This is a genomic window from Lacticaseibacillus sp. 30, assembly GCF_053819265.1.
The window spans coordinates 70,910-85,886 of record NZ_JBSOQX010000009.1; the positions used below are offsets into that span (position 1 = coordinate 70,910).

Consider the following 14,977-nt stretch of genomic DNA (forward strand, 5'->3'; position numbering starts at 1 on the left):
AATTGCAATATCTCAGGGCTCAAACATTACCAGCAGAATCGTTACTTGATATTTTCGTTTCATTTATGAACATCTTCGCTTGATTGTTGAAAGCGACAAAAAAATTTGTCGATCCGATTTCTTTTTGAATTTCAATCATTCTTTTGACGTTATTTTCATGTTCAACTGTTGGCTCTCCGCAGTAGTCACAAAATGCGTCTGCGAGTGCAATCAGGTATCGTTCAGCCATCATACTATCTTCAACATGGCTATGTTTCATAACCCGTAAAAAAAGTCTGGCAGTTGTCAGGTCTTTTGCGGACAAATTTAAAATCACGACGTTATACAGCAAATTTATAGTCAATTGAAAGTTTTGATGTATCGCCCATGCTTCATTGATTTGAGCGGCTAGCTCCCGCGCCAATTGGTTGACAGTAACCAACGACAAAGCTGACATAGTATTTCCAAAGAGCAACAACTCAAAGTGTGTCCAGCCATCAACACTAAATAAATAGTCGGCGAGGACTTTAGTATCAGCCTTTGGAAGGGTTCCCTTTTCCATATCGCAAATCATCGCCTTGACCATGATCAACGTGAGCTGATTATACTTTCCATGGTGTTTTTTTAGATGTTGCTCCGCCCGTTCTTTCACGAGTTGCGCCTGGTCTTTGTTGTTATTGATAACTGCTTTTGTAATGTCCTCTAATATGGCTTGTTCATACAGTCTTTCTTGAATTGCCAAAGCGTTCCCAAACTCAGTAAACGTCACATGGAGCCGTTCAAGTAAAGCCAGAAACTTATCAACGGAAATTTTCGTCAAATCTCGTTCAAACTTCGACAGCTGTGCTTTCGAAAGAATTCCTTCGCTGAGTTCCGCCTGACTCATACCTTTGTTTTCGCGAAAATGATTAATGAGTTCCCCAATTTTTTCCATGCTGCAGTTCCCCTTTTTCATATATGAAACAACATTTAATGGCACCATATTAGCACATATACTTGAGTCAGCAAAAACAACAAAGTCACACCCCACAAGAAAAGGAGCTGTCTCATGAAATCTACAAGTAAGTTGTTAACAAACCAAAAAACACTAACCATCCTGATGATATTCCTAACAGTTATTGAATCACTCGGCAGGGTTGCGAGTTCTTTAACACTTGCCCCGTTAACTGATCAACTCATTTCAAAAAACCTTCACGGCGTGGTTTTTTGGTTATTGTCTACCATTGGCATTTGGGGCGTCACATTGACGGTTAATTATGGTAACTCACTTTTAAAAGCCCAGATTATTCGTAAGGTAACCAATCAGTTGCGCGTTGATATTGCCAATGGTTTGAATACTGTTCCAATTTCCGAATACAAAAAAGTCAATCATAATGAATACGTTTCTTGGCTAACGAATGACGTTAACATGATTGATCAGAATGGGCTGGAGGCCTTCTTCTCACTTCTAAGCAGTGCCACTACCTTGCTATTTGCAATCACATCTCTGGCTTTCTATCATTACAGTTTAGCGCTTGCCGCTATTATATTAGGCCTCCTGACGATGACAATTCCCCAGTTTTTCTCAAAAGTCATGACGCATGAAACGAATCGCTTAGCAACTGCGAACAGCTCATTTTTAGGCAAAGCAGATGACATTATCGGTGGCTTCTCAGTATTTTTTAGTCACAATCTTGGCAATACACTCACAAATAAGCTAGCGACTGCGTCTGATCATCAAGGAAAAGAAAAACTTCTTTACACCAAAAATGTAGGATTGGTTAATTTGCTTATTAGCGGTGTTAATGTCGGAGCACAGATGCTAGTCATGACATTAACATGCTTATTGGTTATTGGTGGCTATTTCAGTGTAGGGGTTATCTCTGCCAGTGGTTCATTAGCAGGAACAGTGTTCAATAACCTTGCAGGCATGATTCAAAGCATCTTTCAAATGAAATCCGTTGCAGTATTGCTTGATAAAGACATACAAGCAACAAAAATTAAGACTGTTTCAGAAGACGATTCGTTTAATCATGCCTTGACAGTTGATCATCTTTCTTTTGGCTATGAAGGTAAACCCGTCATTAAGGATATCTCCTATAACTTCGAAAAGGGCGGTAAATATGCTGTCGTGGGGAAAAGCGGCGCCGGAAAATCGACATTGATCAACCTTATCAGCGGACGACTTCGTGATTATGCTGGTACTATCCAAGTTGATGGTGACGAATTAAAATCAATGCCGGCAACACTGCTTAATGCCAAAATCGAACTGGTAGATCAGAAATCATATATTTTCAATGAGAGTATTGAGGAAAATATTACGCTTGGCCATGCAAAATCACAGGCACTACTTTCTAACGTTGTAAGCTTCTTAGGGATTGATAAATTCACAAACCTAGCAACAAAGATTCACGAACACGGCAGCAATTTATCTGGTGGGCAGCGACAAAAGCTGGCTTTAGCGCGCGCACTTGCTTTTCATAAGCCCATCTTAATTGTCGATGAAGTCACTGCTGGCATTGATAGTGAAAATGCCCAAGAAATAGAGGACGCACTACTCGCTGAGAAAGATCTAACCGTCATTATGATTACCCACAATCTGACGGAAAAAACACGGGCACAACTAACAGACACCCTTGAACTAGCATAAGGAGATTTTTACGTTGAAAAACAATAAACGTTTTCTCTTTAAACCTTCGATCAGAATGATGGTTCCTTCTTTCGTGGCACCAGAATTCCTTGATTCATTGAGTGGCAAAACAGCCAATCTTTATAAGCAACAATTTTAGCCAAAGTTCCCTCATCAGAAACGTTCGGACAAAAAAAGCGACCAACTGGCGGGTCGCTTTTTCATTTCGACTAAAGAGCCTATGCGTAACGCACCATCGCACCGACTTCGACTGGCAAGTAGGCTTCTGTCAGCAGTTCAACTTGTCCGCCATGACTAAGGACGATGTCAGCTAAGTCATTTAAAAGATTAGCGTGCTGTGCATTGATCGAATCGCGTTCAATTTGGGTGCCTTCAAGACGCGCATGAATCCGTGCGCCGGCTTGGACAAAAAGAATGGCGATTCGTCCGGCAACGGCTGCTTGAACGACTTCTTCCAAGTGATCCGTGTAGCTGTCATTTCCGCGAGCATTTTCGATGATCTCGGCAAAGTTCTGGCGCCGGCGATCGCGCAAGGTGTCGCGTACTGGCGTCAACAAGTCGTCTAATTCAACAAAATCAAGGTTTGCTGGGCTCTTAACGACAGCCAGCTTCGGTAACAGATGATGGTTCTTGGAAATTTCGCGGAATACCGCCACGTTTTCCGCTAAGCCCATGAGTACGAGCGGCATTTTATGTGGATTGGAGTGATTGGCCAGCACATACTGATCCACCGCTTGATAAAAACGACGCTGATCGCTGGCTTTTTCCGCTGACTTCTCATTATGCCCGTGATGGGTCACACGTCCGCCACCTTGGGACACGCTGTTCATTTCGCCACCGCGAATTTCGGTGCCTAGCGTTCCCTTCAAAGTCTGCGGTGCATCGTCTGGCAACGATGTCGGCCGCACCTGATGTCCGTGGTTATGATACAGCTGAATGCTGTCGGCATTTAACGCTAAGATATCAAAGTCGGTTGCCGTTGCCTCATCCAGCATCAGTGGCAGAATCTGCGGCATGTCAGTAACCATTGCCACTTCATCAACCTCTTCATACATCGGCGTCACATAAGTCTGCGCGCCATTTGTCAACATGCCAAACCCATTTGTTTCGCAGGTTTGCCAGAATGTTGGGTCTTGTTCATATGGCTCAAGTTCAGCCGCGTATGCCGAAAAGTCCGTTTCAGGATAAGTCTCGGTCATGACGCTCTTGGTATGCTTCACCATGTTTTTGAACCGCAACCTCAGGGCCTCAACCGAGGTGTTCTCTGGCCAAGACATATAAAGCGAAACATACGGTCCATGTTTCGTGTCAGATAAAAAGTGCTGCAGTGTCGGTCTAGTCGTCATATCCATCATGATGTAACTCCTTTCCGGCCTTTAGCCTACCTTAAGCGTATCAATGAAAACGATGAAAGGCAAAGTAATCCGCTTTAATTATACTATTTATAATTAGGCGCTTCTGTTGATCCGAGTATCAATAGCCTTACCTCTCTACCAGCGTCAACCTAGGCGTCATTCTGTATGATGGTCGACAAGGTGGCGAATTGCATCGCCGGAGGTTAAAAACTGTGCCAGTGATCGTGGCTGCAACACCCTAGCTGCCTTTGCAAACGGCAGCCACTCACCCTCCAAACCTTCCTGCCAAACCAAGCCAGCCTTTTGTGCATCAGTCAACGTCACCCGATGTACCATGATGAGTTGTTGGTAAGTTCGTTCAGGTTGTTGCCAAAACGATTCCACGATCCCCACCAGTTGTGGCACCACGTTCAGCTTTAGCTCTTCATGAATTTCCCGAGCAGCCGCTTCTGCCGCCGTTTCACCAAATTTAACCGCACCGCCTGGCACAAGGGCGATACCGCTTGCCGAGTTAACTGTCGCTAAAAGTTGGCCTGCATGCACCAACAACACCGCCGCCCGGACATCGAATTTAGCCTGCGGATGCACTTGAAAGCGTAAATCATTCGGTTCTTGCACCAACACCATCAACCTCTTTTCAGTTAAACACAGCTCACATAACATGCTCTTGCCTTATTTTCTCGATGATTCAAATGGCACGATCTGAACCAGATTCTGCGAGTTTAGTGCTTGTGGCAAGGTCGTGATCACAACCCGATTGTCGGTCGCCCGACTATAGTACGCATCCATCATTGTGATCACTTTCTGATCTTGACTCAAGTCGGCTTGTGGTTCGTTTGGTACTTCCCGCCCCTCCCGCTGTTGGGCCAGTTGAAATTTCATATGTTTCATATTTTGTTTAGTGATCGGTTGTCTAAAATGAAGCCGGACACGCCACTGACCGTGTACGATAGTTGCTTCCACTTTTTCAAGTGAAACCGTCCTTCGATGTAACACAACTTTTGTAGGCAGACTTAGGCTACGCGTCTTCACTGCAGGGTGGGCCAATGGCGCGTTAAGTGTTTGATAACGCCAACTAAACAATGCTACGAAAATCATAATCATTGCCAAAAGCCCAACAGCCAAGAGACGTCGATGCAACTTTTTCATAGTGGTTGCCCAGCTTCCAGCTTATTAAGTTGGCCGCCTGTCAATTCAAAAATCTGATCGGCTAAAAGCTGCAGCCACATGAAATCGTGGCTAGCTACCACGACCAATTTGCCTTGATCACGAAGCTCTCTTAATAAATCGGTCAAGAAAGCCACCCCTTCACGATCCAACGCATTAGTCGGTTCATCAAGCAAGATTAATTGCTGATCTTCCATGATGGCTTGAGCAATGCCAAGTCGCTGAATCATGCCAAGTGAATAATCGGCAACGGCTTTCCTATCATCGCTTAAGCCGACCTTTTCCATAATCGCCCGTATATCCGCGTCACTAAGTTGACTGCGAATGTTGCCTAATGCCATTAAATTGTCGTGCCCGTTCAGATCACCAATAAATCCTGGATGCTCAATAATCGCACCAACGCTGACTGGTAGATCATGACGCGGGTCAACCCGTACGCCATTCATCTTGACACTACCAGCAGATGGTCGAATAAATCCCAACAATGTTTTTAACAAAACCGATTTACCCGTTCCATTTGGGCCGACAATGCCGTAAATGTTTGGTGACACCAGTGAAAGTGACAGATGATCGAGAATCTTTTTTCGTTTAATTGTGACAGACAACTGTTCAACCTCTAAATGAATTGCTGGCTCACGTGTGATTTGCGGCATAACGCCCCCACCTTCCTGGCATATAAAAAATCTGAATAAGGACTAATCCAATGATCAAAACCAACTGGTACCCGATGGCGCCTAATATCTGCTGATCGCCAGCAAAGGTACTGCCAATCGCAAAGCGCAACGGCATCAATGGCACTTGAAGAAAACTCAGGAAAATCATGACCAAGGGGCCGACGACACCGATGACGATGCCAAAATAACCTTCAAGAACCGTTTCCATGACCAGTAATAGCAGTTGACTCATCACAATCAAGCCGGTAAACAAGCCGGCTGTAAAAAGCTGTTGCTCTCGCCAGAATAAAAAAGTGGTTAGCCCAAACCCGGCACCCATGAACAGCAAAAGCCCAGTCTCAATCATCAAGGTTTGCTTCAAAGGCCACAGATAAGTTAAGACGCGCGGGCGAAATCGTAAATTCAGATAAGAATATAGTCCCTGCTGATAAGTATGCGTGATACCAGCACTAGCAAAAATCGGTAACAACATGTAGCCAAACCAAAGGAGCAGCCACAGTAATTGACTACTGGCAAAACGTTCGGGGGATGCACCGATAAAGATCATCATGACTGAGTCGTGAACCTGGCGAAGCAACCCATTTGTGCGATCTTCAAAATACAACGCCACTGACCCCATGAGAAGTCCGACAAATAGCAGTATCACAATGATGACTCTTTGTCTTAGCAGTCGTACTTGCCATCGTTTTTGCATGCCACTCACACCTCTACCGGTAAGCGAATACGCCTCAAAGTTAACACCATCAAGCCCGTCACAAAAATTATCATCAAAAACTGTTTAACAACACTGATTGGCCACATAGCGTTTACGGCTAATTTTGGTGTGATCAGAGTCGCGATTTCACTCAGATTGAAAACAGGGGCCACATGAAAAACAATCACCAAACTCAATCCACAGAAAATGCCAATTGCTCGCGACCTAAATAAAAGACATCCTATCAGTGTCAGCGTCGTATAAGTAAAGAGGGCTGCTGCAACATTCATGACCAAATTGACATTAGCCACGACGGCGGTGCCACTTTGTCCACCCCTTGACCGTAACAGGACGGCAGTGAACCAAATCCCCCAGACTGAAAAAGTGACGACAGCGGTCAAAAAAATCAATTCCCTCAAAATACGCCGAGCGATCATGACCCGAGCGTCAATTCTTATTAGAACACTGGTGTTTTGTAACAGTCGTAAGAGCACAGCCGTCATCATGCCCGTCATAGGTAGAAAAAGGACCAGTTGACCAAAAAGGCGCTGCATCGATCGATTCGCATCAAAGAAACCCGACTGGAATCGCCCGGTCGTCAGCCCTATAGAGGTAAAACAAAGTGACACCAGCAATGTCGCCAAAAGAAAGGCTACTCGCTGCCACCGAGGGGCAAATTGAGCTGTTAGAAAGCAATTTCTTTTTGGCATTGTTCACGCCTCTATCACGGGTATGCGAAGTGCTAATAGACTAATACTAATTAAAGCCACTGGCCACAAAATGACATACGCGATTGATGGTTGGGCAATCGTGGGAACAATTTGCAGATAAGCAATCGGTGCCAAGCTCACTTGCGACATTAGACTCACGCTCAAAAGTAACAGTTGAAGTCCCATCAATCCCAGTAATGCCACAACCATTTTCTTCGTGAGGAAATAGAGAAAGTTAGAGAAAATGGCATAACTTGCACCATAGAGGGCCACCAATAAAACCCAACCTAGCATGTATAGCCAAGTATGGGCATAGAAAAGATTGCCGCCGAAGCCTAAATAACTTATTGCGACATTGTTGTTAAGCCACTGACTCGGTAATACATTCGGGTGTATGACAAGCAGACCAAGAAAGTCCAACCCCAAAACAACAATCGGCAACATGGCACCCCAAAATCCAGCCGCAAGAAACGTTCGTCGCCGGTAAGTTAAAAAACTTTGACGAGTTCGGAGCAGCTGTGCATACCCATTCCGACCTTGGTTAGCAGCAAACATACCACCAGCAAGTACTGACAACAACGGTGCTGCCATGTTCCAAGCAATCGGTAAATTTGAGGAAATATCGACTGGTAGCCAGTTCATATATGGTGAGAAAAAGAAGTATCCCGCCACTTGCTTACCACCATTAACTTCGTAGCCAAGATTGCCCAAGAGATGCCCTAAGAGAAACAGCAACGCCAATAAGAAGGCAGCGATCGTAGATCTAGTCTTCCAATACTGCTTACTGAAAACCAATGTTAGCCTCCTTACAAGCCTACACTTTTTCCATGTTTCTAATCGGCAGCGATAAAGCCCTTGATGTAACGCCATTGCATTGGATATGGTTAAAAGTACATTTCATTCACTAAAACGTCAATCATTTATCGTTTTTTATTTTTAGAGATTCTTCACAACCTTCGATTATTATTTCCTTTTCATCATTGGATTTATAAACGGATCTCACTATCATTGTCAATGATACATAAATATGATTTTGTTATTTTAAAGTGACTGGCGATACCTACCCACCTCGGTACCAACCCAAGACATGTTTTGTCTGTCTGCACAGCATTATTCAGAACAAAAAAAACATCCCCATCGCCAGTCAACTTACCTTGAACTGAACAAAATGGAGATGTTTTTTGATTTTGATAATATTACTTAGCCATATAAGCCCCAACAAAGTTATACATGTTGGCTGGGCTGAAAGTAGCACCTTTCAGCTTAGGATTGCGCAAATGGCCTTGAACAGTTTGATAAAGCGTTGCAACAGGTGATTCCTTAGAAAGCAGTTCCTGTGCCTTCAGAAGATCATCATATCGCTTGGTTTCGCTGTTAGCATCCGTTCCCTTAGAAGCCTTAATCAGATCATCATATTGTTTATTGGACCAGTGACTAAAGTTGTAAGTGTTGCCAGTCGTGTAAAGGTCCAAGAAGGAAATTGGATCTGGGAAGTCACCTTGCCAGCCGGAGAGAATGAACTGAGCACTGCCATCTAATGACCGTTGGATCCGGGTCTTGAATGGAACAGAAGAGATGGAAACCTTCATGCCTGGCAATTGTTCCAAAGCAGATTGCAGATATTCAGCAGACTTCTTAGCAACGTCTGTGTCATCGGTCGTCAGGGTCACATCTTCACCAGATTTACCGACTTCCTTCAGGCCTTCAGCCCAAAGTTGCTTAGCTTTCTTAAGATCGTATGTCTGAACTGTCTTAGATTCCTTAGCGGCTTCCTTAGAGAAGTCTTCGCCAGTCTTTGGATTACTGCCAGAGTTTTCTGGTGTAATCGTTGAGATTCCGAAAGAACCATCGCCAATAACCTTATTCGCAAACTCATCACGATTAATAGCCATCGCAACAGCTTGACGCAACTTCAGATTCTTGAAGTCAGGTACCTTTTCTTCGTTCATATCCAAGTAAGTGGTCCGACCTTGCTTGTCGCCAACGTAATCCTTGTCCTTGGCATGCTGCTTAGCAATTTCACCGGTCAGAACCGCATCGTCAAGTTTCTTCGTAGCGAATAAATTAGCGGCAGTGTTGGAATCCTTAACCACTTGAACGTGAATCTTATCGAGCTTAACTTGCTTGGCGTTCCAGTAAGAAGTGTTCTTCACTTCATCCCATGAATTGCCAGTGCCGTTCCAGTTAGTCAACTTGAACGGGCCATTGAAGACCAAGTACTTGCTTTGCGTACCGAACTTCTTGCCATACTTATCAACCGTCTTCTGGTTCAATGGGAAGAAGACCGGATTGACCATCATCGTGCTAAAGTACGGTACTGGCCGATCCATCGTGACAACCAGCTTATAATCGCCTTCTGCTTTAACACCAAGGGTTGAAGCAGCCTTCTTACCAGCAGTGATGTCATCCGCGTTCTTAATGCCAGAGAAAAGATAAGCATATTCTGACTTAGTTTTCGGATCTGCTGCTCGCTTCCACGCAAAGACGAAATCTTTGGCAGTAACAGGATCGCCGTTACTCCACTTCGTCTTCCGCAAGTTGAATGTATAAGTAAGGCCGTTATTCGTTGGCTTAACGACTTTAGTGGCAACAGCAGGTTCCAATTTCTTGCCTTTATACCGATACAACCCATCACCAGTATCAACGGCGGCTTGCCCACTAATAACATCCGTAATGTGGGCATTATCCATTGTGGAAATAACATCTTTTTCCATTCGATTAAAAGTTTCTGAGCTACTGCTGCTACTCTTGCTGCCACATGCGGCCAAGAGTGCAGCTGAGGCAAATACCATTGCCCCTGCTACCAATCGTTTAACTTTCATTTACTCACCCTCAAAATGATATTACGTTGAGAATACATTAGAGTATGAAGAAAGTAAAGAGAAAATTTGCAGATATTACTTGTTTTCGTGGCCTTTTTAGCAGCAGAAGTTACTCATCAAAGTCTCACGTCCCACTTTTTAAATATGTGAATTTCGTGAATCGCCGCGCCATCGCCAACTTGCTAGTCCGGCACACAAAAAAACACCCCTGCGCAAGCAGAAGTGTTTGAAAGACAACTGAAGTTACTTAATTGGTTTCCAGGTCCATTCCTGAACTTCTGGAATATCATCGCCGTTTGCGCGGATGAAGTCATGATGATATTGCAAGGTATCATCCATCTTCTGAACAAACGCGGCAGCCTTTTCAGCGTAGGCTGGCACATGCTGAATAACATCCTTGGCCAAGTGGTAACGGTCAAGTTCGTTGAGTACCCGCATGTCAAATGGTGTGGTAATGTCACCTTCTTCACGATAGCCGTGAATCAGCACATTGCGATTCGGGCGAGTGAAGAAGATGTCGCGAATCAACCCTTCAAAGCCATGATAAGCGAAGAGGATCGGTTTGTCGGTGGTGAAGTAGCTGTTGAATTCAGCATCACTCAAACCGCGCGGATCGATTTCCGGACTGCGCAGCTTCAGCAGGTCAACCACGTTAATGAAGCGAATCTTCAAATCTGGGAAGGCGTCGTGCAGCAAGTTAATGGCAGCAAGACTTTCCATGTTTGGTTCGGTTCCGGCAGCGGCAATGACAACATCTGGTTCGACGCCATCATCATTGGAAGCCCAATCAATCCGCTTCAAGCCGGAATTAGCCAAAACAGTGGCTTCATCAATGCTATAGAACTGTGGCCGCGGCTGCTTGGATGTGATGAGCACGTTCACGGTATTTTGTGAGCTGAACAACTTCGGAGAAATGGCCAGCAAGCTGTTGGCATCAGCTGGTAGATACTCGCGAATGTATTCAGCCTTCTTTTCAGCCATGTGTGTCAAAATACCTGGGTCCTGATGGGTGTAACCATTGTGATCCTGCTGGAAGGAAGTCGATGTTGAGACCACGTTCAGACTTGGATAAGCCTTATGCCATGGTTCTTCATGTGCCTTCCGAATCCACTTGAAGTGCTGAGTGAGCATGGAATCGACGACCCGGAGGAAAGCCTCGTAACTGGTGAATAAGCCATGACGGCCGGTCAGCGTGTAGCCTTCGTTAAAGCCTTCCGCCTGATGTTCGGACAACTGCGAGTCAATAATCCGGCCAGCCGGTGCCAAATATTGGTCAGCCGGTTCCTTGATTGGTTCCAGCCATTGACGGTTGGTCACTTCAAACAAGCTATACAACCGGTTACTCATGGTTTCGTCAGGGCCAAAGATCCGGAAATTATGCGGATTCAGCTTGATCAAATCACGCAGATAATCAGACCACACGATCATGTCTTGCTTAATCTGCTTGCCGTGTTCCTTGTTGTCCAGCGCATACTTGCGATAATCTGGCAATACCAACGGCTTCGGATCAATCCCACCGTTCGTAATTGGGTTAGCAGCCATCCGCTGCTCACCCTTTGGCGGCAATGCAGCCAATTCAGGGATCAACTTGCCGTTTTCATCGAACAGTTCCTCTGGATGGTAGGACTTCAGCCAGCCTGCCAAGGAATCAGCGTGTTCCATATCTTCAGCGTCGACAGGAATCGGAATCTGGTGCGCACGGAAGGAACCTTCGATTGGTTCGCCATTCCAACTCTTCGGGCCTGTCCAGCCCTTTGGTGACCGGAAAATAATCACTGGCCAGTGTGGCATCGTGGTGTCGCCAGTCTCACGTGCATGTTTCTGAATGGCCTTAATGTCTTCAATTGCTTCATCCAAAACTTTAGCCATTTCCGGATTCAGCTTCTCTGGATCATCGCCTTCAACGAAGAATGGCTTCCAACCCATACCACTGAAGTATTTGTCTAGATCTTCATCTGACTTACGTGACAAGATAGTTGGGTTGGAAATCTTAAACCCGTTCATATGCACAATCGGTAAAATCGCGCCATCCGTGATTGGGTTAATGAACGTATTGCTGAACCATGATGCAGCCAATGGGCCGGTTTCAGTTTCACCATCACCCGTGACAACCGCCGCGATGACCTCAGGATTATCAAGAATCGCGCCGGTTGCGTGACTCAAAGCATAACCTAATTCGCCACCTTCATGGATGGAACCTGGCGTTTGTGCACTCGCATGTGAAGCAACGCCACCTGGCCATGAGAACTGCGTAAATAGGTTCTTCATGCCTTCTTTATCCTGCGACACACGCGGATAAATCTCCGAATACGAACCGTCTAGATAGGAATTGGAAACCATCACTTGGCCGCCATGACCCGGGCCTTCAATATAAAACATGTTCAAGTCATACTTATTGATCACCCGGTTCAAGTGGGTATAAATGAAGTTCTGCCCAGCAATCGTGCCCCAATGGCCGATCGGATGCGGCTTGACGTCTTCGCTCTTCAGCGGCCGTTCCAGCAGCGGGTTGTCCTTCAAATAAAGTTGACCAACTGAAATATAGTTGGCTGCCCGCCAATAAGCGGTCATCTTGTCAAAGTATTCCTTGGATGAGTAATCAACAGTCTTTACTTTTGTATCCATGCTCATACCTACTTTCGATTTTAATGACCTCAGTATAACACAGATTCCGAAAAAAGCACTTACTTTGACTTAAATTCACTTAAAATGCCTTAAATATTTTAAAAAATCGGTTTGTACCAGATTTTAGCGTGCACAACACCTACTGAGAAACTATTCTGAAAACGCTCGCTGCTAAACTGGACTCATTCTGAACTTTACCGTGCTAGAATGAAGGTAATGATGCATGGTTCCTAATCAAGGCAAACTAAGGAGGTCACTTATGGGCAAACATCTTTTAAAAACGGTCATGGCCGTGACGCTGATTGGCGCCGCCGCTTACTGTCTCAAACGATTTAGTGATGAACTCGTCGTGTATGTTTCACCTGATGATGCACCGGCCAACAAAGATTCTTGGACTGACTTTTAGTTTGAACATTCGGAGATGTTTTGTCATTGTCACAGTTTGATTGGTGATTGCGACTCTTCGCTTTGATCGGAAGTGTTGGACTTGTAATCATTGGCCAATTGACAGCTGCTGGTATTATTGTTTTCCTGATGGAAGTGCCATCGGTATTGACCGCAGCTGCCTGCTATGTCACTAGAACGTCGACGCGTCTGGTTAGTTACCGGGCGTTTTTTTGTGCTGCAGCCTTGACCCTGACTGGTAAAATGGATTTATCAAGGAGATGTCAAGATGTCCACATCAGTAAAGCCTCAAAACCGCGGGCTTGTCATGGCGGCGGTTTTTATCGCCACATTCATGACTTCCGTTGAAGTTACCATTGTCACAACTGCTTTGCCAGCGATTATTAGTGACCTGCATGGATTGGCATATCAAAGTTGGATCATGAGTGCCTACTTGCTCACAACCGCTATTACCACACCGATTTATGGTAAATTAGCTGACACAATTGGCAGGCGCGGTATTTTTCAGTGGGGCGTGGTACTGTTCACGCTTGGTACCCTGTTAAGCGGGTTGGCACCGCATATCTTCTTGCTCATTTTGGCGCGGGCACTCCAAGGTATCGGTGCAGGCGCCGTGATGCCGCTGACATTTACCATTATTGCTGATTATTATGATTTTGCTCATCGGGCGAATGTCTTAGCCCTTAATAACACAGCTTGGGGACTTTCCGCCTTGGTCGGACCGCTAATTGGCGGTTTTCTGGTTGATCAATTGTCTTGGCATTGGGTCTTTTTCGTTAATGTGCCGCTTGGTATTCTCGTTTTTTTGCTTATTCAAATCGGTTATCGGGAACCTAGTCGTGAACACGGCGTTCTCACGATCGATTGGTTAGGGATTCTTTGGTTGGCGGTGACGCTGATTGCACTTCTACTTGGCATTCAGGCGCTTGATCGGCAACCAGTGCTCGCTGGCGTTTTGTTAGTGCTGGCACTTGCGGCTGGCTTGCTATTGTACCATCAAGAACAGAAAGCCCCCGATCCGCTCATCGCGCCGAAAATGTTTCATAACTTCACGTTCACAGTGCAAATTTTAACTGCCTTGTTACTTAGCGGTGTCTTGATTGGCTATCAAGTTTACTTCCCGATCTGGCTTCAGTCGTTGTATCATCTCGGCGCGACAACAGCTGGTTTAGTTGTGACATCGAGTTCTGTCCTTTGGCTCGCCTCTTCATTTTTGGTCGGTCCATTAATCAAACGCTTTGTGCCGCGAACCATGACACTTTGGCTCGTCGCCATTCTGACCTTAGCTTACTTATTGCTCACCATTGCTTCCCCGCATTTTCCGGTTTGGGCTTTTTATGTCATTGCCATGATTAACGGCACGGTGATGGGCATTGTGATCAGTATGAATACCGTTTTGAGCCAGCATCTTGTTGGCAAAGAATACGTTGGTTCCGCCACCAGCATCCTAACCCTTGGCCGTTCGCTCGGGCAAACTGTGATGACCGGTATCTATGGTGCCACTTTGACGCTCGTGATTCGCGCTAATTTGCACGGTAACACTTTTAAAGCTGTCAATGCCGCGATTAGTGCTAATGCTGCCGCCAAAAGCCACGATCCTCAGGTAGCTGCCACCATTCTCACTGGCTTACACGGTGTTTTCGTGATGGTGGTCATCGTGATGGTGCTTGTGTTTATCCTCAATTTGCGCGATCCTAATCGCCACGTCATTCAATAAACCGCCGTTAAATGATCAGCCGCATCCAACATTTGGGTGCGGTTTTGTCGTGCACGCAGATCAACCAGCTAGTCTCCAGACTGCGCATGATGACAAAAAAACATCGGTGATCGGCCACTGAACAGCCACGCACATGCAACACCACACGTCTGGTTACTCCTATTTTTTGACAATCTACAATCTGTAGGTTGCATTCTTCA

13 protein-coding genes are annotated in these 14,977 nt (G+C 45.4%); 3 read left to right on the forward strand and 10 right to left on the reverse strand.

Annotated elements, in window-relative coordinates; genetic code table 11:
* Nucleotides 1-19: 19 nt before the first annotated feature.
* Nucleotides 20-913, reverse strand: coding sequence for a helix-turn-helix domain-containing protein (locus ACWPAB_RS07770; RefSeq protein WP_003562863.1), 894 nt, complete (start codon nucleotides 911-913; stop codon nucleotides 20-22).
* 114 nt (nucleotides 914-1,027) lie between these two features.
* Between ACWPAB_RS07770 and ACWPAB_RS07775 the strand changes: the two genes are divergently transcribed.
* On the forward strand, nucleotides 1,028-2,608 hold the full coding sequence (locus ACWPAB_RS07775) for an ATP-binding cassette domain-containing protein (RefSeq protein ID WP_003577389.1): 1,581 nt from the start codon (nucleotides 1,028-1,030) through the stop codon (nucleotides 2,606-2,608).
* Nucleotides 2,609-2,826: 218 nt separating this feature from the next.
* On the opposite strand, the gene ACWPAB_RS07780 is transcribed toward ACWPAB_RS07775, so the two are convergent.
* From ACWPAB_RS07780 to ACWPAB_RS07820, 9 genes are all read right to left on the reverse strand, one after another.
* Entirely contained in the window at nucleotides 2,827-3,960 is a 1,134-nt protein-coding gene (locus tag ACWPAB_RS07780; RefSeq protein WP_003589774.1) for a baeRF6 domain-containing protein, read from the reverse strand.
* A gap of 159 nt (nucleotides 3,961-4,119) precedes the next feature.
* On the reverse strand, nucleotides 4,120-4,587 hold the full coding sequence (locus ACWPAB_RS07785; protein WP_003606585.1) for an NUDIX domain-containing protein: 468 nt from the start codon (nucleotides 4,585-4,587) through the stop codon (nucleotides 4,120-4,122).
* A gap of 48 nt (nucleotides 4,588-4,635) precedes the next feature.
* Entirely contained in the window at nucleotides 4,636-5,112 is a 477-nt protein-coding gene (locus tag ACWPAB_RS07790) for a hypothetical protein (RefSeq protein ID WP_003577386.1), read from the reverse strand.
* Nucleotides 5,109-5,783, reverse strand: coding sequence for an ABC transporter ATP-binding protein (locus ACWPAB_RS07795; protein WP_003577385.1), 675 nt, complete (start codon nucleotides 5,781-5,783; stop codon nucleotides 5,109-5,111). The genes ACWPAB_RS07790 and ACWPAB_RS07795 overlap by 4 nt, the downstream gene beginning before the upstream one ends.
* Nucleotides 5,764-6,498, reverse strand: a complete 735-nt coding sequence (locus ACWPAB_RS07800) for a PTS mannose/fructose/N-acetylgalactosamine transporter subunit IID (RefSeq protein WP_016363386.1) — start codon at nucleotides 6,496-6,498, stop codon at nucleotides 5,764-5,766. Before ACWPAB_RS07800 ends, ACWPAB_RS07795 begins: the two co-directional genes overlap by 20 nt.
* A gap of 5 nt (nucleotides 6,499-6,503) precedes the next feature.
* Nucleotides 6,504-7,208: a hypothetical protein gene (locus tag ACWPAB_RS07805; RefSeq protein WP_003586510.1), complete on the reverse strand. Its 705-nt coding sequence runs from the start codon at nucleotides 7,206-7,208 to the stop codon at nucleotides 6,504-6,506.
* 3 nt (nucleotides 7,209-7,211) lie between these two features.
* Entirely contained in the window at nucleotides 7,212-8,003 is a 792-nt protein-coding gene (locus ACWPAB_RS07810; RefSeq protein WP_003577382.1) for a hypothetical protein, read from the reverse strand.
* Between the two features lie 401 nt (nucleotides 8,004-8,404).
* A complete protein-coding gene (locus ACWPAB_RS07815; protein ID WP_003562852.1) occupies nucleotides 8,405-10,030 on the reverse strand; it encodes a peptide ABC transporter substrate-binding protein in 1,626 nt (541 codons plus the stop codon).
* Nucleotides 10,031-10,273: 243 nt separating this feature from the next.
* On the reverse strand, nucleotides 10,274-12,655 hold the full coding sequence (locus ACWPAB_RS07820) for a phosphoketolase family protein (RefSeq protein ID WP_003562849.1): 2,382 nt from the start codon (nucleotides 12,653-12,655) through the stop codon (nucleotides 10,274-10,276).
* Nucleotides 12,656-12,914: 259 nt separating this feature from the next.
* Here ACWPAB_RS07820 and ACWPAB_RS07825 point away from each other — a divergent pair, with 259 nt between their 5' ends.
* Both ACWPAB_RS07825 and ACWPAB_RS07830 read left to right on the forward strand, forming a co-directional pair.
* Nucleotides 12,915-13,061: a hypothetical protein gene (locus ACWPAB_RS07825; protein WP_003562847.1), complete on the forward strand. Its 147-nt coding sequence runs from the start codon at nucleotides 12,915-12,917 to the stop codon at nucleotides 13,059-13,061.
* Between the two features lie 267 nt (nucleotides 13,062-13,328).
* The gene (locus tag ACWPAB_RS07830; RefSeq protein WP_003577381.1) at nucleotides 13,329-14,777 is read left to right on the forward strand and encodes an MFS transporter; all 1,449 of its coding nucleotides are present in this window, start codon (nucleotides 13,329-13,331) and stop codon (nucleotides 14,775-14,777) included.
* Nucleotides 14,778-14,977: the final 200 nt, after the last annotated feature.